This window comes from Aquihabitans sp. G128 (assembly GCF_019048865.1).
Classification (GTDB): Bacteria; Actinomycetota; Acidimicrobiia; order Acidimicrobiales; family Iamiaceae; genus Aquihabitans.
The window spans coordinates 3,480,226-3,503,500 of the sequence record NZ_CP077604.1; the positions used below are offsets into that span (position 1 = coordinate 3,480,226).

Sequence of the window (23,275 nt, forward strand, 5' to 3'; positions counted from 1 at the left end):
CGGGTGGGCCCCTCCTCAGCGGCGGGCGAAGCCCAGCTCGTAGGAGCGCACGGCGGTGACGAAGACGTTGGCCTCGAGGTCCGGCGGTGTGAGCACCCGCAGGTCGGTGATGGCGGCGGTGAGGCGGCGGAAGAGCAGGTTGAGCTCGTAGCGGGCCAGCGAGGCGCCGAGGCAGAAGTGGGTGCCGAAGCCGAACGCCACGTGGGGGTTGGGGTGTCGGGTGATGTCGAACCGGTAGGGGTCGTCGAACACGGCCTCGTCCCGGTTGGCCGAGGGGTAGGCCAGCATCAGGCGCTGGCCGGCGGCCACGGGGATGCCGGCCACGGTGGTGTCGACGGCGGCCACCCGGAAGAAGTTGTTGAGCGGGGTCACCCAGCGGATGAGCTCCTCGACGGCACCGGGCACCAGCTCGGGGTCGGCCGCCATGGCCTCCCACTGGTCGGGGTGCTCGGCGAAGGTGGCGAGGCCGCGGGCGATGACCGTGCGGGTGGTCTCGGCGCCGCCGGAGATCACGAGGCCGGTCTCGTTCACCAGGGTCTCGCGGCCGATGGGGCAGCCGCCCAGCTCGGCGTTGGCCCAGATGGACACCAGGTCCCCGGTGGGGGCGCCCACCCGCTCGTCGAACATGCGGAACAGGGGTGGGCTGAACTCGCCGATGGCGGTCATGAAGCCGAGCAGCGCGGACTCGTCGGTGAGGGCGGCGTCGTAGCGCATCAGCCGCTCGGACCAGGTCTTGATGTCGGGCCAGTCCTCTTCGGGAAAGCCCAGGAGGTGGGCGGTGAGCCGAGCGGGCAGCGGCGCCGCCAGCTCGTGGACCACCTCCAGCGAGCCCCTGCCCACGAAGTCCCCGAGCAGCTCGTCGATGAGCGGGGCGAGGTACGGCTCGAGCTCGCGGACGGCCTTGGGGGTGAACCGGCGCGACACCAGCTTGCGCTGCTCGGCGTGGCGCGGGTCGTCGAGCGAGATCATGTTGTCCTCGCCCCCGGGGTCGAAGGAGCGGTAGCCGTCGCCGCTGATGAACACGTCGCTGCGGCGCTCGACCTCGACCAGCTCGGCGTGGCCGACCACCACCCAAAGGTCGCTGGCCGCATCCCAGGCCAGCGGCCCCTGGGCCCGCAGGTCCCGGAACGTGGCGTGCATGGCGTCGAGGTCGACCCAGAACTCCGGGTCGAGGGTGTTGGGGGCGGCGGGCACCCGAGCAGGGGCGTCGGTCGACATGGCCGTCAGGGTAGGGCGCGGCCCGACCCGGCGATCAGCTGGCGTCGGCGCTGTACACGGGGAGGTCGAGCATGGTCAGGACCCCTGGCGGGGCGGCCACCACGGCGGGGATGGCGTTGACCACGTGCATGGCGGTGGCGAGGCAGCCGGCGTGGTTGTGGTCGCCGAGGTCGGAGGTGAGCTCCAGCTCCAGGTGGATGTTGGGCTCGCCGGCGACGTCGATCCGGTAGCCGTGGCCCTGCGGCCACTCGGGGGCGTCCTCGTCGCGCAGGCGGGTGACGTGCTCCACGACGATGCGCTCCTCGCCGTCGACCACGCCGACGATCTCGAAGCGCATGCCGGAGATGGTCCCGGCGCCGACCGTGCCGGAGGCGATCTCGAAGTCCTCGTCGGCTCGGATGACCTCGTGGCGCTCGGTGACCTCGTCGAGCTCGAGGCCGATGGCGGCCGCCACCAGCTCGATGACCGGTCCCCAGGCGAGGGCGGTGGAGCCGGGCGAGAGCAGCAGCGACTGGTCGGTGCGCTCCTTGCCGAACCCCATGATCTCGAACATGGTGAACGGGTTGTCCCACGTGGCGTAGTTGACGATCTCCATCATGCGGACGGTGCGCACGTCCTTGCTCAGGGCCAGGGCATGGATGGTGATGCCGGCGTTGCCGAAGCCGGGGTCGATCCCCGAGGTGTACAGGCTGCTGTTGCCGGCCAGGCAGGCGGCCTGGAGCCGGTCGTAGACGCCCTCGCCGGCGGCCTTCGGGAACAGCAGGGGCACGAACGAGGTGCTGACCACGTTGAGGCCGCTCTCGAGGAGGCGGACGAGGTCGTCGACGACGCCGTCGGGGCGGAGGTCGGAGTTGGCGGTGTAGCAGACGGCCTGGGCGTCGAGCTCGAGCAGGGCGTCGGCGTCCTGGGTGGCGGTCACCCCCACGGCCGGTCCGCCGCAGAGCTCGCCGGCGTCCTGGCCGGCCTTGGCGTCGGCGTGCACCCAGAGCCCGGCCAGCTCGAGCTTCGGGTGGCGGACGATGGCCGGCACGGCGTGGATGCCCACGGTGCCCGTGGCCCACTGGATGACGCGGATCGACATGGGGGAGGTCCTCTTCGGGTTCGGCGGCTCGATGGTCCGCGGTGAAGTAGAACAGGTTCTCGTTCAGTTCGCTCGCACAAGGGGATGGCCATGGACGTCGGGGTCTTCGTACCGCTGGGCAACGGCAACGCATCGGCGGAGATCGTCCGTGCCGTGGGGCGAGAGGTGGAGGACCGCGGCTTCGAGTCCATCTGGGTGCCGGAGCACGTGGTGCTCTTCGACGAGTACGAGTCGAGCTACCCGTACTCGCCCGACGGCAAGTTCCCGGGAGGGGGCGACACCGGCATGCTCGAGCCCATCCAGGCCCTCACCTACCTGGCGGCGGTCACCGACCGCGTGCGGCTGGGCACGGGCATCTGCCTGGTGCCCCAGCGCAACCCCGTCTACACGGCCAAGGCGATCACCGACCTCGACAACCTCTCGGGCGGCCGGGTCGACTTCGGCGTGGGCGTCGGCTGGCTGCGCGAGGAGTTCGAGGCGGTGGCCATGCCGTTCGAGAAGCGGGGCCAGCGCACCGACGAGCACCTCGAGGTCATGAAGCGGCTGTGGTGCGACGAGACCTCGGAGTTCCACGGCGAGCTCTACGACCTCGACCCCTGCCGCATGTACCCCAAGCCGTTGCAGACCCCGCACCCGCCCATCCACGTCGGCGGCGAGAGCGACGCCGCCATGCGCCGCGTGGCCCGCCACGGCCAGGGCTGGTTCTCCTTCAACCGCCTGCCCGAGGACCTGCCCGAGCCGCTCACCCGGCTCGACGCCGCCCTGGAGGCCGAGGGCCGCAGCCGGTCCGACGTCGTGCTCTCGGTCAGCCCGTACTTCAAGCAGACGACGCCGGAGATGATGGAGCAGTACGCCGCCCTCGGCGTCGACCGGCTCATCGTGCTGTGCCTGGCCTTCTCCGTCGACATGCTGCGCGAGCAGCTCGACGGCCTGGTCACCACCGTGCTCGAGCCCGCTCGGGGCTGAGCGTCGTGTCGGCCTCGGCGTTCGCGGCCGCGGCGACGCGGGTGGCCGAGGGCGCCGACCCCCACGTGGAGGCGGCCGCGCTCGTCGGCCTGATGACGGTCGAGGAGCGCCACTGGTGCCTCGACGGCGACGTGCCGTTCTGGGCCGGCATCGGCGACCTGGGCGAGGGCGGCTACCACCGGCGCACCTTCCCGGCGGCCCGGGTCGACCGGCTGGGCATCCCGGGCTTCGCCTTCTCCGACGGGCCGCGCGGGGTGGTGATCGGGCCCGCCACCGCGTTCCCGGTGAGCATGGCCCGCGGCGCCACGTGGGACCTCGACCTCGAGGAGCGGATCGGCGAGGCGATCGGCCGCGAGCTGCGCGCCGTGGGCGCCTCGCTCTACGGCGGGGTCTGCGTGAACCTGCTGCGCCACCCCGCCTGGGGCCGGGCGCAGGAGACCTATGGCGAGGACCCGCACCACGTCGGCGAGCTGGGCGCCGCCCTCACCCGCGGCGTGCAGCGCCACGCCATGGCCTGCGCGAAGCACTTCGCCGCCAACTCCATGGAGAACGCCCGCTTCACCGTCGACGTCAGGGTCGACGAGGTGGCCCTGCACGAGGTCTACCTGCCCCACTTCCGCCGCATCGTGGAGGAGGGCGTGGCCGCGGTGATGACGGCGTACAACGCGGTGGGCGGGGAGTGGTGCGGCGAGTCGCCGACGCTCATCGCCGAGGTGCTGCGCGGCGAGTGGGGCTTCGACGGCTTCGTGATCTCCGACTGGATCTTCGGCCTGCGCGACGCCGGCACCTCGGTGGCCGCCGGGCTCGACGTCGAGATGCCGTACCGCATGATCCGGGCCCACGGCCTCGACGCCGCCCTCGCCGCCGGCACGTGCACCGACGCCCAGGTCGACGCCGCCGTCGAGCGCACCCTCGCCACGCTGCTCCGCTTCGCCGAGGTCCTGGCCGGACCGGCGCCGGGCATCGAGGTGCTGGCCTGCGCCGAGCACCGTGCCCTGGCCCGGGAGGCGGCCACCAAGGCGGTGGTCCTGCTGAGCAACGAACGGGTGGACGGCGTGCCCGTGCTGCCGGTGGACCTCGAGGTCGCCGCGAGGATCGCCGTCGTCGGGCCGCTCGCCGGGGCGCGGAACCTGGGGGACGGCGGCTCCAGCGACGTCTGGGCCCCCGAGGTGGTGACGCCGCTCGACGGCTTCCGTGCGGCGCTCGACGGGACGGGTGCCGTGCTGGTCGACGACCCGGCCGACGCCGACGTGGCCGTCGTGGTGGTGGGCTACACCAAGGCCGACGAGGGCGAGTTCATCGGCGGCAGCGGCACCACCCACCTCGCGGACCTGATGCCGGGTGCCGACGACCCCGAGCTGGCCGCCGCCTTCGCCGAGGTGCTGGCCGCCGACACCGATCCGTGGGCGAACCCGAACCCCGGCGCCGGCGACCAGCTGGGCTTCGCCAAGGGCGGCGATCGGACGTCGCTGCGCCTGCGGGACGAGGACGTGGCCCGCATCCGCTCGGTCGCCGCCACGTGCCCGCGCACGGTGGTGGCCATCGTGGCGGGAAGCGCCGTGCTGGTGGACGAGTGGGTCGACGACGTGGCGGGCGTGGTGCAGTGCTGGTACTCCGGGATGGAGGGCGGCCACGCCCTCGCCGCCGTGGTGCTGGGTCGGGCCGAGCCCACCGGGCGCCTGCCGTTCACGGTGCCGTCGGCCGAGGCGCACCTGCCGCCGTTCGACGCCGAGGCCACCGAGGCCACCTACGACCGGTGGCACGGCTACTGGCGCCTGGCCCGCGACGGCCACGCCGCCGCCTTCCCCTTCGGCTTCGGCCTGTCCTACACCGACCTCTCGATCGGCACGGCGGGGGTCGCCGCCGTCGACGGCGACCTGGTGGTGAGCGGGACCGTCCGCAACGCCGGGGCCCGTCCGGGGGTCGAGGTGGTGCAGGTCTACGTCGGCCCCGCGGCGGGGGAGCCGCCCCGCCTGGCTGGCTTCGCCCGGCTCGACGTGGCCGCCGGTGAGGAGCGGCCCTTCGAGGTGGTCGTGCCCGTGGCCCGGCTGGCCCGTCGCGACCCGGCGGCCCACGCCTGGGTGCCCGCGGCCGGCACCCACGAGGTGGTGGTGGCCCGCCACGCCGAGGACCCCGCCGCCCACCGGCTCACCGTCGACCTGGGCTGAGCCCGGGCGCGGCACCGGCGCCGCCCCGAGGGGACGACGCCGGCGCGTGGTGCGAGTGCGGCCGGGCCGCTCGTCGAGGCCCTAGGGGGCGACGTAGAGCAGGTCGTTGTTGGCCGTCGGCCCGGGCGGGCAGCCCTGGCCGAGCAGCGAGCAGAGGATGCTCTTCGAGCCGCCGCCGCTGGTGCCGGTGACGATGTCCTTGGTGCTGTTCGCCTTGAGGGCGGACTCGACCTGGGCCGGGGTGGCGCCCGGGTTCGACTGCAGGTAGCGGGCGGCGGCGCCGGCCACGTGCGGGCTGGCCATGGAGGTGCCGCTGAGCGTGGCGGTGGCCGTGTCGCTCCCGTTGGAGCTCGAGAGCACGTTGACGCCCGGGGCGAAGAGGTCGACGCAGGTGCCCCAGTTGCTGAACGTGGCGGCGGCGTCGTTGGCGTCGCTGGCGCCGACCGTGATGGCCGAGGCGGTGCGGGCCGGCGACACCTTGCAGGCGTCCTGGGTCTCGTTGCCGGCGGCCACCGACACCGAGATCCCGTCGTTGACCATGGACTGGATGGCGGCGTCGAGCGGGGCGTTGGCGGCACCGCCCAGGCTCAGGTTGGCCACCGCCGGCTGGCCGGCCTGGTGGTTGGCCACCACCCAGTCGATGCCGGAGATGATGCCGGAGGTGGCGCCGCTGCCCTGGCAGTCGAGCACCCGCACGGCGATGAGGCTGGCCTGCTTGGCCACGCCGTAGGTGGTGCCGCCGATGGTGCCGGCCACGTGGGTGCCGTGCCCGTTGCAGTCGTCGGCGGCGCCGCCGTCGATGGTGTCGGTGCCGGTGGAGGCCCGGCCGCCGAAGTCGGCGTGGGTGGCGCGGATGCCGGTGTCGATCACGTAGGCCTTCACGCCGCTGCCGGTGGTGCCGTAGTCGTAGCTGCCGCTCACCGGGCGGGTGCGCTGGTCGATGCGGTCGAGGCCCCACGGTGCGCCGGGCTCGGTGGCGGCGATGTGCACGATCTGGTCCGGGTACACGCCCTGGACCCGGCTGTCGCTGCGCAGCGCCGCGGCCTGCGAGGCGGTGAGCGAGGTGGCATAGCCCTTCACCGCCTTGCTGAAGACCGTGGTGGCCCGTCCGCCCAGCGGTTCGAGCTGGCGGTCGGCCGTGGCCGCGGCATCGGCCGTGGCGCCGGGCTTGAGCAGCACGATCACCTTCGACACGGGGTCGGGGGCGGTGGGGGCCGCCGGGGTGGCCTGGGCGGCGGGCGCGGCCAGCGCGAAGGCGAAGGCGGCGGCGGCGAGCGCGGCCGCGGTGCGGGTGAGACGAGGCACGGGGGGCTCCTCTGTTGGCGTCGGGGGGATGGCCACCGCCTCGGGGCGGGGCGCCCGCACGGTGACACAGGACACACGGACCGGTCAAATGTAACTAGGCCATTCGGCCCACTTCGAGCGGTCGGTCAGGGCAGCGTCGTGATCGTCCCGGCGGCGACGAGCGCCTGGTAGGTCGACCCGCCGGGGTAGCGGGCGGCGGTGCGGGTGCCGCCCAGCTCGTCGGCCAGCCAGCCCAGGGTGAGCGACTGCACGGCGGCCACGTTGGCCGCCTTGGGCGTGCCGCAGGTGGCCGTGCCCAGGCCGTTGGCCGAGGTGCCGAAGACGTCGCCGTGCACGCCGGTGGTGACCTGGGCGCCGTGGAAGGGGCGGCTGGTGAGCTTCTGGCTCACCAGCACCGTCCCGCTCTGGTCGGCGTTGCAGGACGACTTCGGGGAGGCGAGGGCGTAGACGGGCAGCGAGGTGGCGTTCAGGCCCACCAGCGAGGCCTCCGTGCCGTCGCCCACGAACGACTTCACCGGGTCCTCGAGCACCAGCCCGCCCAGCTTGGCGAACGTGCTCGGCGACGCGGTCCGCAGGCGGTTCGCCACGTACAGCACGGCCTCGCCGCCCGCCGAGTGGCCGGCGAAGGCGAGCCGCTGCGGCAGGGCCTGGCCGGTGCGGCCGGCAGCCTTGGCGGCGGTGGCGTGGCTGCGGGCCAGGGCGCTGTTCGGGTCGCCCAGCCCGGCGAACAGGTCGGCGACGGCGTTCAGGAACGCCGTGTTGTTGCCGAGGTTCTGGACCGTGCAGCCGAACAGGTCGGCGCTGGGCAGCGTGGTGGCCAGCACCAGCATCCCCTGGGTCGAGGCCTGGCGAGCGAGCGAGTCCCAGTCGTCCTTCGACTCGGTGAAGCCGTGCTGCAACCACACCAGGCCCTTCGGGGCGCCCACCGGGAAGTACCAGTCGGCCGGCACCGCCTTGCTGGTGCCGGCGCACGTGATCGGCACCGTGCCGCCGACCTTGGTGGTCGTGGTGGGGTTGCACGCGGTGGCGGCGAAGAGCCCCACCGCCAGCACCACCAGCACCGACGTCCTGCGCACGCTCTGCATCTCGCCCTCCCCCGTCGCCCAGGCCCTCCCCGGCGACCCGGGCAGTCCAGCACACCCGGCGCCGTCAGTCCTCCAGGGCCGCCGGGAAGGCCACACCCGTCAGCCGCTCGGAGGTGGTCCAGAGCTGGGCGGCGGCGGCCGGGTCCGACGCCTTGGCGGTGCGATCCACGAGCTTGGGGTGGCCCCGCTGCTGGCCGAGGCCGTCGGGGCCCACGTAGCTGTTGCCGGGCAGGTCCTGGCTGAGCGCGTAGAGCGTGGGCAGGGCGCCCATCTCGTCGCTCTGGGCCAGGACCTTGTCGCCGATCCGCATGAGCAGGCCCATCACGGCGCTCTCGCTGTGGCTCTGGAGGTTGGTCGACGCGTAGCCGGGGTGCGCCGCCACCGCCCGCAAGGGCGAGCCGGCGGCGTCGAGGCGGCGTTGCAGCTCCAGGGTGAAGAGCAGGTTGGCCAGCTTCGACTGGCCGTAGGCCGGCCACGCCTTGTACCCGCCCTGCTCCCAGTTCAGGTCGTCCTGGCGGATGGTGCCGCCCCGGTGCGCCTGCGAGGAGACGGTCACCACGCGGTCGGTCAGGTGGGGCAGGAGCAGGTTGGTGAGGGCGAAGTGGCCGAGGTGGTTGGTGCCCACCTGCATCTCGAAGCCGTCGGCGGTCCGGCGCAGCGGGATGGCCATGACGCCGGCGTTGTTGACCAGCACGTCCAGGGGGCCGGTCCACGCGTCGGCGAAGGACCGGACCGACGCCAGGTCGGCCAGGTCCAGGGCGCGCACCTCGGTGGCACCGGTGATGGTGGCGGCGGCGGCTTCCCCCTTGGCGACGTCGCGCACCGCGAGCACCACGCGCCCCGGCGGCGGCCAGGCGTCGGGCCGTGACCAGGCCGAGGCCGCTGTTGGCGCCGGTGACCACGATCGTGCGGCCCTCCTGCGACGGGAGGTCGGCCACGGTCCACTTCGCTGCTGCTGCCATGGCGGGCAACCTAGGCCCAGCGGGGCCCGATCAGACCGCTGCGATGCCCGGGTCGGCGGCCAGCAAGCGCGCCCGCATCCGGCCCAGGCCGTTGCGCAGCGCGGCCTTCACCTCGTCCTCGGAGCGGCGGAGCGTCGCCGCCACCTCCTTGTAGGTCTGGCCCCCGTAGATCGCCAGGACGATGGCGTCGTGCTGGGTGGGTGTGAGGTGGCGGAGGGCGGAGATCGCCTGCTGCCGGTCCGGCCTTGCAGCCTGCTGTTCGTGGATCACGTCGCTGCTCTTCTCGGGCGCTCCCCGGTCGCTGCGACGCAGCGACGCCCTTCGCCCGCACCGCTTCTATCCCCTCTTTCGGGGGTTTAGACCTGCGACCGCCGTGGCGGAAGCGCGGGCCGGTCCGGGAACCGGATCCCCCGCCCGTGCGACGATGTCGACGACCGGCGGGGGAGCCGGTCGTTCCCCACACCCAGGAGTCCCGTTGATCCAGCAGCGTCGTGCCCGAGCCCATGCTCGCCTCGGAGGGGCGGTGGCCGCCGCCACGCTCCTCGCCCTGGCGGCCAGCCCGGCGTCGGCCCACGTCGAGCCTTCGCCGTCGTCGGCAGCGGCGGGCTCGTCCACCACCATCTCGCTCGACGTGGAGCACGGCTGCGGCGACAGCCCCCTGGTGAAGCTCGAGGTCAAGGTGCCCGACGGCGTCACCGCCGCCGAGGCCGGCACCGCGCCCACCGGCTGGAAGGGCGAGGTCGTCGACGGCGTCATCACGTTCACCGGTGGCCCGCAGCCGGCCCACGAGCCCATCGCCTTCCCGATCGTGGTGACGCTGCCGGACGAGCCGGGCACGTCGGTGGGCTTCCCCACCATCGAGACCTGCACCGAGGGCACGGTCGACTGGCTGGACCCGGTCGTCGAGGGCCAGGAGGAGCCGGAGAACCCAGCGCCCACCGTCACCCTCACCGAGGCCGCGGCGCCGGGCGAGACCACCACCACCGAGGCCGAGGCCGACCACCACGAGGAGGAGAGCACCGAGACCACGGCGGCGGGCGCCGCCGCCACAACCACCACGCCCGTCGCGGTGGGCACCAGCTCGTCGTCCGACGGGGGCTCCGACGACAGCTCCAGCACGGGGCCGATCGCCATCGGCGTGATCGGCGCCGTCGTCGTCATCGGCGGCGGGGCGGCCTACGCGATGTCGCGCCGCAAGGCCTCGGCGTCGGCCGATCAGCCCGGCGGTGGCGGCACCGAGAGCGGGTCGAACCCGTAGGGGAGCTCCAGCCGGTGCGCGGCCAGGAGGTCGGCGTCGGCGAGGAGGTCCCGGGTGGGACCGTCGGCCACGATCGTGCCCTCGTCCATCACCAGCGCCCGCGGGCAGAGCTGGAGGGCGTAGGGCAGGTCGTGGGTGATCATCAGCGTGGTCACGGCCAGGCCGGTGATGACGTCGGCCAGCTCCCGGCGGGCGGCGGGGTCGAGGTTGCTCGACGGCTCGTCGAGCACCAGCACGTCGGGCCGCATCGAGAGCACGGTCGCCACCGCCACCCGGCGGCGCTGGCCGAAGCTGAGGTGGTGCGGTGCCCGTCCGGCGTGCTCGGCCATGCCGACGGTGTGCAGGGCGTCGTGCACGCTGGCGGCCAGCTCGGCGCCGCGCTGGCCCAGGTTGGCGGGGCCGAAGCCCACGTCCCGGGCGACGGTGGGCATGAACAGCTGGTCGTCGGGGTCCTGGAAGACGATGCCCACCCGCCGCCGGACCTCCTTGAGGTTGGCCTTGGCCACGCGCATCCCCGCGACGTCGACCGTGCCGGCGCCGCCGCCGAGGATCCCGTTGAGGTGCAGGGCCAGGGTGGTCTTGCCGGCGCCGTTGGGCCCGAGCAGCGCCACCCGCTCGCCGGCCTCGACGCGCAGGTCGACGCCGAACAGCGCCTGGCGGCCGTCGGGGTAGGCGAAGGCCAGCCCTCGCACGTCGAGCGCCGGCGGGCTGCTCACCGCAGCACCGTCCACGCCAGGCAGGCGATGAGCGCGGCGGTGGCGGGGACGGCCAGGCAGGCCAGCCAGTCGCGGGCTGGCGCCCGCTGGTCCTCGAGCAGCGGCAGGGTGCCGTCGTAGCCCCGGGCCACCATGGCCAGGTGCACCCGCTCGCCCCGCTCGAAGGAGCGGATGAAGAGGGTGCCGGCCGAGGCGGCGACGGCTCGGGCCTGCCAGATCCAGCGCGGGTCGTGGCCGCGCGACTGCCGGGCGATCGACAGGCGCTGCAGCTCGCCGGTGGTGACGTCGAGGTAGCGCACCATGAACCCGGCGATGGCGGTGACCACCCGGGGCAGGTGGAGCCGCTCCAGCCCGTGGAGCAGCTGGGTCACGGGCGTCGTGGACGCCACCACCACGCTGGCGGCCACGCCGAGGGTGCCCTTGGCCACGATGTTCCAGGCCCCCCACAGCCCCGGCGTGGAGAGCGACAGCCCGGCGACGGTGGCGTGCGGGCCGTGGCCGACGAACGGCAGGAAGAGGGCGAAGGCCAGGAACGGCGCCTCGATCACCAGGCGCCCGGCGAGCCGTCGCAGGGAGAGGCCACCGGCCAGGGCCACGCCGGCCACCAGGACCGCCAGCACGCCGAAGGCCCAGAACGCCTCCCGTGGGGTGGCCACCACCGCCAGCACGAAGAGGACGAGGCCGACGAGCTTGGCTTGGGGGGCCAGCGGGTGGAGGCGGCCGGGCTCGTGGACGTAGAGCGCGTGGACGTGGCCTGCGCCCACCTCAGGCGCCGGCGATCTCGCGCCGCGCGGCGCGGCGCCGCACCACGAGGGTGAGCCCGCCCGCCAGCAGGAACGTGACGGCGACGCCGACGACCCCGGCCAGGCCCGTGGCCAGCCGGTCGTCGCCCACGCCCCGCAGGGCGTAGCCCGCGGTGGGCGAGCCGTCGAGGCGGTGGTCGGTCTCGGTGCGGTCGAAGCCCTGGTCGATGGCCACCTTGTCCAAGCCGTCGGGCTTCGAGCTGGCCTCCGGGCTGACGAAGAAGGCCAGGGCGAAGGCCACGGCCAACCCGGCCACCAGGAACGCGGCGAAGCCGACCTGCCGTCGGCCGACCCGAGCCGCCATCAGCTCACCGCCGCCGGGGTGCCGGCCGGGCGCAGCTCGAGCTCGGGCTGCAGGTCCCGGGCGCCGTGCACCAGGTCGGGCCGCGACGCCAGCACCGCCGAGACGGCCAGGGCGGTGATGACCGCCTCGCCGATCCCGATCAGCACGTGGACCCCGACCATGGCGCGACCGACGGTGGTGGCCGAGGCGCCACCGGTGCCGCCGAGGGCGTACTGCACCGTGAAGCTCAGCGCGGCAAGCACCACGGCCAGCAGGGCGGCCACCCCGGCGGCCGCCACCACCGACGGGCGGGTGCGGGGCAGCACCTTGCGCAGGAGCCAGAACGTCGCGTAGCCACCGAAGGCGGTGACCAGCGCCATGTTGGTGATGTTCAGGCCCAGGGCGCTGAGGCCGCCGTCGGCGAAGAGGAGGGACTGCACCAGCAGCACCACCGAGATGCAGAGCGCGCCGAGGTACGGGCCCACCAGCACGGCGGCCAGCACCCCGCCGAGCAGGTGCCCGCTGGTGCCGGCGGCGACCGGGAAGTTCAGCATCTGGACGGCGAAGATGAACGCAGCGACCAGGCCAGCGAGCGGGACCTGCTTCTCGTCGAGCTGGTCGGCGGTCTTGCGCACGCAAACCGCGAGCCCGGCCGCCGCGACCACGCCGTAGCCGGCGGAGGTCGGCAGGTCGATGAACCCGTCGGGGATGTGCACGCCCTGGAGCTTGCCACACGCTGTTGCGAGCGGTTCGCAACAAGGGCGCCCGAACGACGATCGACCACCGCCCCGTCGTCCGCCGGCCGGCCGTAGGGTCGCCGCCATGACGGACACCGTGGTCCCGGGCGTCGAGCCGACGCTGTCGATCCAGCTCCAGAACTTCTCCGCCGAGGCGCCCGAGCAGGGTTGGGGACCCGTGCTCGAGCTGGCCCGCGTGGCCGACGAGGTCGGCGTCGACCGCGTGGTCGTGTCGGACCACATCGCCTTCGGCGAGCAGCTCGACGCTTACGGCGACCCGGCCTCGGGCGGCACCGCCGGCGGCCGCCAGCCCACCGGCCCCGACGGCCACTGGCTCGAACCGCTCACCTTGCTCGCGGTCATCGCCGGGCAGACGCAGCGGGTGCGCCTCGGCACGGCGATCCTGCTGGCCGCCCTGCGCACCCCGGCGGTGCTGGCCAAGCAGGCCGCCACCCTCGACGTCCTCTCCGGCGGTCGGCTCGACCTCGGCGTCGGCATCGGCTGGCAGCGCGAGGAGTACGAGGTGGCCGGCCTCGACTTCGGCCGCCGCGGCGCCCTGCTCGACCAGGCGCTGGCCGTGTGCCGGGTGCTGTGGACCGAACGGTCGGCGGCCTTCGCCGACGGCGACCTCCGCTTCGAGCGCATCCACGCCATGCCCGAGCCGGTCCAGCCCGGGGGCGTGCCCATCTGGGTCAGCGGCCGCATCAACGCCCGCACCGTCGACCGCCTCGTGCGCTTCGGTGCCGGGTGGATCCCGTGGGGCGAGCACGTGGCCGACCCCGGCCCCGGCATCGCCACCCTGCGCCAGGCGCTGGCCGACGCCGGCCGCGACCCGGCCGCCCTCCAGGTCCAGGGCCAGCTCCCGGTGGTCCGCGACGCGCAGGGTGCGCCGGAGCTGGCTGCCACCATGGCCGGGGTCGGCCCGCTGCTGGAGCTCGGCATCACCGACCTCCGCTTCTCCCAGCGCTGGGGCACCGACCTCGGCGCCACCCGGGACCTGCTGGCGGCCACCGTCGCCGCCTTCCGGGCCGAGGTGGGCCGGGCCTGACCGAAGGCCAGGAGGACGACGGCGTACCGGGCGGGGTTCTCGGGGCCGGGGCCCCGAGGACCCCGCCTGGTTCCAGGTCGAGGGGCCGACGGGGGGCGGGGCTAGACCTCTTCGGCCGCCGGCCCGGTGAACTGGGCGTTGTAGAGGTCGGCGTAGGCGCCGCCGCTCTGCAGCAGGCCGCGGTGGGTGCCCTGCTCGACGATGGAGCCGTCCTTCATCACCAGGATGAGGTCGGCGTCGCGGATGGTCGAGAGCCGGTGGGCGATCACGAAGCTGGTGCGGTTGGAGCGCAGCGCGGCCATGGCCTGCTGGATCAGCACCTCGGTGCGGGTGTCGACCGAGCTGGTGGCCTCGTCCAGGATGAGGATGGTGGGGTCGGCCAGGAAGGCCCGGGCGATGGTGAGCAGCTGCTTCTCGCCGGCGCTGACCGTGCCGCCCTCGTCGTCGAGGACGGTGTCGTAGCCGTCGGAGAGCGAGTGCACGAAGCGGTCGACGTAGGTGGCGGTGGCCGCCTCGATGATCTGCTCCTCGGTGGCGTCGAGGTTGCCGTAGGCGATGTTCTCGCGGATGGTGCCGCCGAAGAGCCACGTGTCCTGCAGCACCATGCCGACGTTCGAGCGCAGCTCGGCCCGGCCCATCTGCGAGATGTCGCGGCCGTCGAGGGTGATCGAGCCGCCCTGGATCTCGTAGAAGCGCATGATCAGGTTGACCAGCGTGGTCTTGCCGGCGCCGGTGGGACCGACGATGGCCACCGTCTGGCCGGGCTCGGCCACCAGCGACAGGTCCTTGATGAGCGGGTTCTTCGGGTCGTAGGAGAACGACACGTGGTCGAACTCGATGCGGCCCCGGGGGCGCTCGTCGGTGAGCGGCGAGGCGGGGTCCGGCGACTGCTCGGGCACGTCGAGGAGGGCGAACACCCGCTCGGCGGACGCCACGCCCGACTGGAGCACGTTGAGCATGGAGGCCATCTGGGTGAGCGGCTGGGTGAACTGCCGCGAGTACTGGATGAAGGCCTGGATGTCGCCGATGGTCATGTTCCCCGAGGACACCCGCATGCCGCCGATGACGGCGATGGCCACGAAGTTCAGGTTGCCGAGGAACATCATCGCCGGCTGGATGGTGCCGGCGATGAACTGGGCGCCGAAGCTGGCCTGGAACAGCTCCTCGTTCTTGTCGGCGAAGCGCTGCTCGACGGCGCGCTGCTGGCCGAACACCTTCACCAGCGAGTGGCCGGTGAAGGCCTCCTCGACCTGGGCGTTGAGCACGCCGGTGTGGGTCCACTGGGCCACGAACCGCTTCTTCGAGCGCTTGGTGACCTCCCGGACCAGCAGCAGCGAGGCCGGGATGGTGATCAGCGCGATCAGCGCCAGCTCCCAGCTGATCCAGAACATCATGGCGATCACGCCGATGATGGTGAGGGTGGACGTGAGCAGCTGGCTCAGCGTCTGCTGGAGGCTCTGGCTGACGTTGTCGATGTCGTTGGTGACCCGGCTGAGCAGGTCGCCACGGGGCTGGCTGTCGACGTAGCCGAGCGACAGGCGGTGCAGCTTGTCCTCGACGTCGGACCGGAGCCGGCTCATGGTGCGCTGCACGACGCCGGCGAGGATGTAGGACTGCAGCCAGGCCAGGCTGGCCGACACCAGGTACAGCACCACCACGCCGGCGAGGGTGTTGCGCAGGGCGTCGAAGTCGACGGCGCCGTCGCCGCGGAGGCGGGCCGCGTAGCCCTTGATGATGATGTCGGTGGCGTGGCCGAGGATCCGGGGGCCGGTGACCGACAGGGCCACGCTGGCCAGCGAGGCGATGAGCACGAAGACCGCGCCCTTGCGCTCGGGCGCCATGGTGGCGAGCAGCCGCTTGGTGGAGCCCTTGAAATCCTCGGACTTCTCGGCGGGCATGCCGGCCACGCCCATGCGGCCACCCATGGGCGCGGCGTTGGCGCGGGGCGGGCCGACCTTGGGGAGGTCCTCGCCCTCGGGGGCGGTGGTGGGCTCGTCGGTGGTGGTCACGCCGCCTCCTCCGCGCTGAGCTGGGAGGCCACGATCTCGCCGTAGGTGGGGCACGACTCGAGCAGCTCGGCGTGGGTGCCGAGGCCGACCTCGCGGCCGTCCTCCAGCACCAGGATCTGGTCGGCGTTGATGATGGTGGACACCCGCTGGGCCACCAGGATCACCGCAGCGTTCGCGGTGTGGGGGGCGAGGGCGGCGCGGAGCCGGGCGTCGGTGGCCAGGTCGAGCGCCGAGAACGAGTCGTCGAAGAGGTAGATCTCCGGCTTGCGGACCAGGGCCCGGGCGATGGCCAGGCGCTGGCGCTGGCCGCCGGAGACGTTGGAGCCGCCCTGGCTGATGGGCCCGTCGAGCTGGCCGGGCATGGCCCGCACGAAGTCGGTGGCCTGGGCGATCTCGAGGGCGTCCCACAGGTCCTGGTCGGTGGCCTCGGGGTTGGCGAAGCGGAGGTTCGAGCCGACCGTGCCGGAGAACAGGTACGGCTTCTGCGGCACCAGGCCCACCCGGGCCCACAACGTCTCGGGCTCGAGGTCGCGCACGTCGACGCCGTCGACGAGGACGGTGCCGGAGGTGGCGTCGAACAGCCGGGGGGATCAGGTTGAGCAACGTGGTCTTGCCCGACCCGGTGCTCCCGATTATGGCGGTGGTGGTGCCCGGTCGGGCGCTGAGGGTGATGTTGCAGAGGACCGGCTGGTCGGCCCCCGGGTAGTGGAAGCCGACGTCGACCAGGTCGAGCGCCCCGGCGGTGCTGATGGCCGTGGTGGGCGTGGCGCTGGTGACCACCGACGACGGCAGGTCGAGCACCTCGTTGATGCGCTCGGCGCAGACCGCGGCGCGGGGGGCCAGCACCGCCATGAAGGTGGCCATCATGACGGCCAGCAGGATCTGGGTGAGGTAGGTCAGGAAGGCGATGAGGGCGCCGGGCTCCATGGCCCCGCTGTTGATGCGGTGGCCGCCGAACCACAGCACCGCCACGCTCGACACGTTCAGCACCAGCATCACGATCGGGAACATGAACGCCTGCAGCTGGCCGGCCCGCAGGGCGGTCTCGGTGAGGTCGGCGTTGGCGGCGGCGAAGCGCTGCTGCTCGCGCGGCTCGCGGACGAACGCCCGCACCACCCGGATGCCGGTGATCTGCTCGCGCAGCACCTGGTTCACGCGGTCGATGCGCTCCTGCATGCGGCGGAACTGCGGGATCATCCGCGAGATCACCAGGCCCACGCCGCCGACGAGCACGGGGATGGAGACGGTGAGGATCCACGAGAGCCCGACGTCTTCGCGCAGGGCCATGACGATGCCGCCGATGCACGTGATGGGCGCGGCGATGAGCAGCGTGCAGGTCATCAGCACGAACATCTGGACCTGCTGCACGTCGTTGGTGATGCGGGTGATCAGCGACGGGGCGCCCAGCTCGCCGACCTCGCGGGCGGAGTAGTCGGACACCTGGTGGAACAGGCCGGCCCGCACGTCGCGGCCGAAGCCCATGGCCACCTTCGAGCCGTAGTACACCGCCGCGGTGGCGGCGATCACCTGGAGCAGGGTGATGGCCAGCATCTCCAGGCCGGTGTGCCAGATGAAGGTGTTGTCGCCGGTGAAGATGCCCTTGTCGATGATGTCGGCGTTGAGGCTCGGCAGGTAGAGCGTGCTGAGGGCCTGCACGGTCTGCAGGGCGACCACCGCCAGGAGCGGCTTGCGGTAGCGCTGCAGGAAGGTGCGGAGGAGGCGGATGAGCATGGGGGTTCCAACGGGACGGAATCGGTTCGGAAGGGCTTACCACCCAGACGGTTGAAACCGGCAACCGGTTGCCCCGTCGAGGCTCGTCAGGGGAGGAGCCGGTTCCCGGCCACGCGCGCGCGTGCCGACGAGCTCTTCGGCGCGGGCCCGGTCGAGCAGGGCGGGATCGGTGCTCTTGGCGATGGCCCGGGGGCCGGCGTCGGTGGCCACGACGGCCACCACCTCGTGGGGCTCCTGGCCGAGGTAGGTGACGGTGACCGCCACCACGGTGGCCTCGCCGTCGTGGCCGCCGAGCACCTCGGTGGTGGCGGTGGCGGCGCGAGCCCGGTCCTCGAGGTCGGCCACCTGGGGCGGCTGCCCGTCGGGCTCGCTGGCCCACACGGCGAGGCCGGGCTTGGTGAGCAGCCCGCTCACGGTGGTGACCAGCGCCAGGCCGGGCTCGGCGCGCAGGCGGCGCGCCGCCTCGGCGGTGCTGTGCAGCACGTAGCTGTTGAACGGGCCGCCGGCGAAGGCCATGCCCCCGGTGAGGGTGGGTGTGGCGTCGAGCGGCAGCCCCAGCTCGCGCTGCTGCACCCGGACGGCCACCGGGAAGCACGAGTAGAGGTCGACGTGGCGGCAGGCGGTGAGCGGCTGGCCGATGCGCTCGGCGGCGGCCCGGCCCAGCACGGCCATGGCCGGCCAGCGGTGCAGGTCGGCCCGCTGGGTGAGCGGGACCATGAGGTTGCTCTCGACGCCCACCAGCGGGAACACCCAGCGGTCCCGAGGCACGCCGGCCGCCTCGGCGGCGGCCGCCGAGCAGAGGAGCAGGGCCGCTCCCTGGTCGACGGTCCACTGGCTGGCGTGCCACTTGCCGTACGGGAAGGCCAGGGGGCGGTTGCTCGGGCCCAGCTCGGCGATCTGCTCGGCCGACATCGGCGCCGGGAAGGCGGCCTCGGGGTTGCCCTGGGCCACGACGTTGAAGCGGGCGTGGAGGGCGGCGACGTCAGCCCGGTCGGCGTCGACCGTGCGGCCCTCGGCGTGGCGCAGCGCCGACTCCATCAGGGCGTACTGCTCCACCGGGGCCCACAGCCCGGCGTCGATCTCCGGGCGGGCCACGATGTCGGCGCCGGGCACGAGGTGGACGTCGGGCCGCGCGCCCTGCTGGTCGACCTCGATGGCCTCGCCCTCGTGGGCGCCGTGGTGGCGCACCGCCTGGGCGATGCCGGCGGCGTCGCCGGCCTGGCTGCGCCGGGCGGCCCGGGCGGCGCGGGCCTTGGCCTCGCCACCGGTCACCACCGCGACGTCGACCTCGCCGGCCAGGATGGCGGCGAGCACGCCGTTGATCAGCGCCTGCTGCGAGATGCCGATGTCGGCCAGGTGGGTCTCGGCGCTGGGCGCACCGATGCGCTCGGCCACGATGCGGGCCGGGTCGGTGTAGGACCACGTGCCGCGCGGGACCACGATGCGCTGCACCCGGGCCAGCAGCTCGGGCGCCCCGGCGTCATCGGCGGCCGCCACCACGGCCTCGGCCATGAGGTCGACGGCCTCGCGGTCGCCCGCCGTGGTGCCCACGCCCACCAGGACGGGCGTCCGCGGGTCGAGCCCGTCCGGGAGCGCCACGTCAGTCCTCCGTGAGGAAGCCGCCGAGGCGCTCCACCGCGTCGATGAACTCCTCGACCATCTCCAGCACCACCCGGCGGGTGGGCTTCACGGTGTCGAGGGAGCCGACCACCTGGCCGATGAAGTAGGTGGCGAGGTCGTTGGCGCCGGTGCCGGCCTTGTCGGCCACGCGGCCGATGCGGGCCATGGCCGGCCCGATGAGCAGGGGCTGGATGGGCATGGGCAGCGGGCCCGGGCCGTCGGCCCGCTCCCACTCGTCGGTCCAGGCGGTGCGCAGCATGCGGGCGGGCTTGCCGGTCATGGAGCGCGAGCGCACGGTGTCGCCGGGCCCGGCGGCGAGGAACTTGGCCTTGATGGCGGGCGGGGTCTCGGCCTCCTCGGTGGTGAGCCACACCGAGCCGCACCAGGCGCCGTCGGCGCCGAGGGCCATGCCGGCAGCCAGCTGGCGGCCGCTGGCGATGCCGCCCGCGGCGAGCACCGGGGTGGGGCCGACGGCGTCGACCACCGCCGGCACCAGGACCATGGTGGCGATGAGGCCGGTGTGGCCGCCGGCCTCGGTGCCCTGGGCGACGATCAGGTCGGCACCGGCCGCGGCGTGCTTGGCGGCGTGCTCGACGGTGCCGGCCAGCGCCGCCACCGGGACGTCGGCGGCGTGGGCCCGCTCCAGGAAGTGGGCGGGAGGCGGGCCGAGCGCCGAGGCGAGGAGCCGGGGCCGGTGGTCGAAGCACACGTCGAGCAGCGGGGCCATCGACTTGGGGTCCACCCGCATGCCGCCCAGGCCGCGACCCCCGCCCAGGCCCTCCGGCAGCGGGGGCACGCCGTAGCGCTCGAGCAGGTCGTCGACCCACTCCTTGTGCGCATCGGGCAGCAGCCCCTGGAGGGCCGTCCGGTCGAAGCCGCCCTCCTCGGCGCCCACGAACTTCTCCGGCACCAGGAGGTCGATGCCGTAGGGCTTGGCGCCCACCTCGGCCTCGATCCAGTCCAGGTCGATCGCCAGCTGCTCGGGGCTGTGGGCCACCGCGCCCAGGACGCCCAGCCCGCCGGCGTTGGTGACGGCGGCGACGACGTCGCGGCAGTGGCTGAAGGCGAAGATCGGGACGTCGATCCCCACGAGCTCGGTGGCCTTGGTGCGCATCGCTGCAGTCTGCCCCACTTGACCGCGCGGTCAAGTGCTGGTCGAGCGCCGGTCAGCCGCCGAGGCCGGCCTCCACCGGTGCCGGCCGGGGCGCGGTGGCGGTGGCGCCGACGCCGGCGGTGATCACGAGGGCGATGGCGGCCACCGACCAACCGCCCAGCGCCTGGTCGAGCAGCACCAGGCCAACCAGCGAGCCGATGGCCGGCTCGAGGGCCACGAGGATCGAGAACACCCGCTTGGGCAGCGTCCGCAGGGCCTGGAGCTCGAACGAGTACGGGATGACCGACGCGAGCACCGCCACCACCAGGCCCAGGCCCAGCACCCGCCACGACAGCAAGGCGGTCCCGGCCGAGGCCACCCCGACCGGCAGCGTCAGCACGCCGGCCACCACCGACGCACCGGCCAGCCCGCCCCGGTCCGGGCCGGTCACGCCGATGCGCGACGCCGCGCCGATGTAGGCCGCCCAGCCGGCCCCGGCCACCAGGGCGAAGGCCACGCCCACCCGGTCGAGCGCCTGGCCGCCGTGGACGTCGCCCAGGCTGAGCAGGCCCACGCCCACCAGCGCCAGGAGCACCCAAAGCCCGTCGGTGAGCCGGCGGGAGAGCCCGGCGGCGAGGCCGAGCGGGCCGAGGAACTCGATGGTGATGGCGATGCCCAGCGGCAGGCGCTCCACGGCCTCGTAGAACGCCGAGTTCATGGCCGCCATGGTCACGCCCAGCACCACCACCGAGGTCCACTGGGCCCGGTCCCACGACCGGGGCCGGGGCCGGGTGACCGGCAGCGCCACCAGCACCGCGGCCGAGAGGGCCAGGCGCAGGGTGGATGCGCCGGCGGCGCCCACGGTGGGGAACAGGTGCTTGGCGGTGGCGGCGCCGAACTGGAGCGAGAACATGGAGCCGAGCACCAGCAGCACCGGGGTGGAGCGGTGCGAAGCGTCCTGGGGGGTCGACACCGTGCTCCTCGTGGCCGTCCCCGTCCGGGCGGAGCGGGGGCCTCGGACCGTACCGCGGGCGACCCTGCGGGTACGGTGTCGCATCCCTTCGACCAGTCCCGCGGCAGCCGTGCCGCTCGATCGTGCGGCCCGGAGGGTCGTGGGCGTCACCGCCGTCGTCGCGGTGCTGCTGCGCGGTGCGTGGTCGGCGTGGGTGGCCCGTCGCCCCAAGCTCTTCGTCGACCCCGACCGCTACTACGGCTACGCCCAGGGCATCGCCCACGGCAAGGGCATGGTGGAGCGGCTGGCGTACGACCGGGCCACCGCCTACTACCCGCCCGGGTACCCGTGGTTCCTGGGCATCGTCACCTGGCTGGGGCGCCCGTTCACCGACGACGTGAGCATCCTCGGCGGCCTGGCCCAGTCGGTGCTGGGCGGGGTGATCGTGGTGGTGGGCGCCTGGATCGCCAACCGCCTGGCCGGCCGCCGGGCGGCCATGGCCGCCGCCGTGGCGCTGGCGCTGTACCCGAACCTGGTCTTCCACGCCGGCGCCCTGCTGGGCGAGACGCTGTTCATCACCCTGCTGCTGCTCATGCTGGCGGTCGTCCTCGGCGGCGGCTCGGGCGAGCCGCCGACGCTGAAGCGGGTGGCGCTCACCGCCCTGCTGCTCGGCCTGTCGGCGCTGGTGCGACCCATCTCGCTGGTGGCCGTGCCCGTGCTCGGCGCCTACTACCTGGCTCGCTGGGGTCGCCGAGAGGGCCTGCGCCTCGGTGCGCTGCTGGCCGTCGGCGTGGTGCTCACCATCGCCCCCTGGACCGTGCGCAACGCCCTGCGCATGCACGCCTTCGTGCCCATCTCCACCAACACCGGTGACAACCTCTGCATCGGCCACGGCCCGAGCGCCAACGGCTCCTTCGACCTGCGCAAGGAATGCGAGAGCGGCGAGGACCCCCGCGGCCCGGTCGCGTCGGAGCTGGCCACCGATCGCATCAACCGGGCCACCGCCTTCCGGCTCATCAAGGAGGCGCCCGGGCGCGAGCCGTGGCTGCTGTGGCGGCGGATCTGGTTCACCTACTACCGCGACGGCGACCACGACGGGCTCATCGCCGTGCAGTCCTACGAGCAGGACCCGTTCATCGACCGCGGCATCGAGCACCGGCTCATCAACGTGGCCGACGTGGCCTACTGGGCCGTCGTGGTCACCGGCGTGGCCGGTTCGGTGGTGCTGCTGCGCCGCAAGGGCAGCGACGGCCGCCTGCTGGTGGCGCTCACCGTGGCCACCGCGGTGGTGCCGCTGGCGTTCTTCGGTGACAGCCGGTTCAAGGTCCCCGTCATCCCGCTGCTGATCCTCGCCGCCGCCACCCTCCTGCGCGAGCGGGACGCCGCGGAGCCGGACCCTGCGGTGGCCGGCGAGCCCGAGCCTCAGGCGTCGGTGGCCGAACCGGCCTGAGCGGCGGCCCGCGCCTTGGCCCGGTCGCATCGGCCGGCGCGCACGGTCGACCCGGCGTGGGGCCCGACGGTGGTGGCGGGCGGCGTCGCGAGCGTGAGGTCGATGGTGACCTCGGCCTGGGCGGTGGCGGCGTCGGAGACCGCCGGCGCGCCCTCGCCGGCCGCCGTGCGGGCCCGGCGTCGGAGGTGGCGCACCACCAGCACGACGGCGATGGCCGCCAGGGCCCCGAGGCTCAGCCAGCGGCTGGCGCCCTCGACGGCGGTGAGCGAGTCGGCCGCCAGGGTGCCGATGGTGACGTGCAGGGCGGCCCAGGCGACGGCCCCCACGACGTTGGCGCCGAGGAAGCGGCGGTAGCGCATGCCCGACGAGCCGGCCACCACCGGCACGATGGTGCGGACCACGGCCAGGAACCGCCCGCCGACGATGGACAGGGCGCCGTGGCGCTCGACCATGGACTCGGCCCGGTGCCACGACGGGGAGGCCACGAGCCGACGGAGGCGACCGTGGTCGCGGTGGCGGAGGGCCCGGCCGATCTCGTAGCCGATGGAATCGCCGACGATGGCCCCGCCGGCGGCGACCAGGACCAGCACGACGGGGCTGCCGCCGCCGGACTCGGCGAGGACCGCAGCGGCCACCAGGAGGGCGGTGTCGCCGGGGATGACCAGGCCGGTGAGCGCGGCGCTCTCGAGCATCGAGAGCACGGCGATGACGGCGTAGATGACGACGGGGTCCAGCCCCTGCAACCAGGTCACGGCACCCTCCGATCGTCGTGGCCCACCCTGCCCGAACC

17 protein-coding genes and 3 pseudogenes are annotated in these 23,275 nt (G+C 73.8%); 5 read left to right on the top strand and 15 right to left on the bottom strand.

Annotated elements, in window-relative coordinates; genetic code table 11:
- Positions 1–15: 15 nt before the first annotated feature.
- Together KSP35_RS16625 and KSP35_RS16630 are read right to left on the bottom strand one after the other, a co-directional pair.
- On the bottom strand, positions 16–1,218 hold the full coding sequence (locus KSP35_RS16625; RefSeq protein WP_216996931.1) for a cytochrome P450: 1,203 nt from the start codon (positions 1,216–1,218) through the stop codon (positions 16–18).
- Positions 1,219–1,252: 34 nt separating this feature from the next.
- Positions 1,253–2,299 carry a hypothetical protein gene (locus tag KSP35_RS16630; protein ID WP_216996932.1) on the bottom strand — a complete coding sequence of 349 codons (1,047 nt, stop codon included), beginning with the start codon at positions 2,297–2,299 and terminating at the stop codon, positions 1,253–1,255.
- A 90-nt stretch (positions 2,300–2,389) separates the two neighbouring features.
- Here KSP35_RS16630 and KSP35_RS16635 point away from each other — a divergent pair, with 90 nt between their 5' ends.
- A complete protein-coding gene (locus KSP35_RS16635) occupies positions 2,390–3,265 on the top strand; it encodes an LLM class F420-dependent oxidoreductase (RefSeq protein WP_216996933.1) in 876 nt (291 codons plus the stop codon).
- A 5-nt stretch (positions 3,266–3,270) separates the two neighbouring features.
- Positions 3,271–5,433 (top strand): beta-glucosidase, encoded by a 2,163-nt coding sequence (locus KSP35_RS16640; RefSeq protein ID WP_216996934.1) that lies wholly within the window; start codon positions 3,271–3,273, stop codon positions 5,431–5,433.
- Positions 5,434–5,514: 81 nt separating this feature from the next.
- Here KSP35_RS16640 and KSP35_RS16645 read toward each other — a convergent pair whose 3' ends face one another.
- The 4 genes and pseudogenes from KSP35_RS16645 to KSP35_RS16660 form a co-directional block, all read right to left on the bottom strand.
- Positions 5,515–6,738 (bottom strand): S8 family peptidase, encoded by a 1,224-nt coding sequence (locus KSP35_RS16645; RefSeq protein ID WP_216996935.1) that lies wholly within the window; start codon positions 6,736–6,738, stop codon positions 5,515–5,517.
- A gap of 125 nt (positions 6,739–6,863) precedes the next feature.
- Positions 6,864–7,823 (bottom strand): hypothetical protein, encoded by a 960-nt coding sequence (locus KSP35_RS16650; RefSeq protein WP_216996936.1) that lies wholly within the window; start codon positions 7,821–7,823, stop codon positions 6,864–6,866.
- A 64-nt stretch (positions 7,824–7,887) separates the two neighbouring features.
- Positions 7,888–8,785 (bottom strand): annotated as a pseudogene (locus KSP35_RS16655) (oxidoreductase).
- A 30-nt stretch (positions 8,786–8,815) separates the two neighbouring features.
- Complete coding sequence (locus KSP35_RS16660; RefSeq protein WP_216996938.1) at positions 8,816–9,055, bottom strand: sigma factor-like helix-turn-helix DNA-binding protein; 240 nt, start codon at positions 9,053–9,055, stop codon at positions 8,816–8,818.
- A gap of 253 nt (positions 9,056–9,308) precedes the next feature.
- Here KSP35_RS16660 and KSP35_RS16665 point away from each other — a divergent pair, with 253 nt between their 5' ends.
- Positions 9,309–10,043 (top strand): DUF1775 domain-containing protein, encoded by a 735-nt coding sequence (locus KSP35_RS16665; RefSeq protein ID WP_216996939.1) that lies wholly within the window; start codon positions 9,309–9,311, stop codon positions 10,041–10,043.
- Here KSP35_RS16665 and KSP35_RS16670 read toward each other — a convergent pair.
- The 3 genes and pseudogenes from KSP35_RS16670 to KSP35_RS16685 form a co-directional block, all read right to left on the bottom strand.
- Entirely contained in the window at positions 10,001–10,759 is a 759-nt protein-coding gene (locus KSP35_RS16670) for an energy-coupling factor ABC transporter ATP-binding protein (RefSeq protein WP_216996940.1), read from the bottom strand. The genes KSP35_RS16665 and KSP35_RS16670 overlap by 43 nt on opposite strands.
- Positions 10,756–11,523 (bottom strand): cobalt ECF transporter T component CbiQ, encoded by a 768-nt coding sequence (cbiQ, locus tag KSP35_RS16675; protein ID WP_216996941.1) that lies wholly within the window; start codon positions 11,521–11,523, stop codon positions 10,756–10,758. The genes KSP35_RS16670 and cbiQ overlap by 4 nt, the downstream gene beginning before the upstream one ends.
- A gap of 1 nt (position 11,524) precedes the next feature.
- Positions 11,525–12,561 (bottom strand): annotated as a pseudogene (locus KSP35_RS16685) (energy-coupling factor ABC transporter permease).
- A 106-nt stretch (positions 12,562–12,667) separates the two neighbouring features.
- Here KSP35_RS16685 and KSP35_RS16690 point away from each other — a divergent pair.
- Positions 12,668–13,630 (top strand): TIGR03619 family F420-dependent LLM class oxidoreductase, encoded by a 963-nt coding sequence (locus KSP35_RS16690; protein ID WP_216996944.1) that lies wholly within the window; start codon positions 12,668–12,670, stop codon positions 13,628–13,630.
- A gap of 101 nt (positions 13,631–13,731) precedes the next feature.
- Here KSP35_RS16690 and KSP35_RS16695 read toward each other — a convergent pair whose 3' ends face one another.
- From KSP35_RS16695 to KSP35_RS16715, 5 genes and pseudogenes are all read right to left on the bottom strand, one after another.
- Positions 13,732–15,555 (bottom strand): ABC transporter ATP-binding protein, encoded by a 1,824-nt coding sequence (locus KSP35_RS16695; RefSeq protein ID WP_217002262.1) that lies wholly within the window; start codon positions 15,553–15,555, stop codon positions 13,732–13,734.
- A gap of 80 nt (positions 15,556–15,635) precedes the next feature.
- Positions 15,636–17,370: pseudogene (locus KSP35_RS26045) on the bottom strand (ABC transporter ATP-binding protein).
- A gap of 36 nt (positions 17,371–17,406) precedes the next feature.
- Positions 17,407–18,969 carry a hypothetical protein gene (locus KSP35_RS16705; protein ID WP_216996945.1) on the bottom strand — a complete coding sequence of 521 codons (1,563 nt, stop codon included), beginning with the start codon at positions 18,967–18,969 and terminating at the stop codon, positions 17,407–17,409.
- Position 18,970: 1 nt separating this feature from the next.
- Entirely contained in the window at positions 18,971–20,104 is a 1,134-nt protein-coding gene (locus KSP35_RS16710; protein WP_216996946.1) for a nitronate monooxygenase family protein, read from the bottom strand.
- A gap of 52 nt (positions 20,105–20,156) precedes the next feature.
- Positions 20,157–20,996 carry a DMT family transporter gene (locus tag KSP35_RS16715; protein WP_371748989.1) on the bottom strand — a complete coding sequence of 280 codons (840 nt, stop codon included), beginning with the start codon at positions 20,994–20,996 and terminating at the stop codon, positions 20,157–20,159.
- 199 nt (positions 20,997–21,195) lie between these two features.
- Here KSP35_RS16715 and KSP35_RS16720 point away from each other — a divergent pair, with 199 nt between their 5' ends.
- A complete protein-coding gene (locus tag KSP35_RS16720; RefSeq protein WP_216996948.1) occupies positions 21,196–22,485 on the top strand; it encodes a glycosyltransferase family 39 protein in 1,290 nt (429 codons plus the stop codon).
- Here KSP35_RS16720 and KSP35_RS16725 read toward each other — a convergent pair.
- Positions 22,458–23,237 (bottom strand): DedA family protein, encoded by a 780-nt coding sequence (locus KSP35_RS16725; protein ID WP_216996949.1) that lies wholly within the window; start codon positions 23,235–23,237, stop codon positions 22,458–22,460. The two genes, KSP35_RS16720 and KSP35_RS16725, sit on opposite strands and share 28 nt — an antisense overlap.
- Positions 23,238–23,275: the final 38 nt, after the last annotated feature.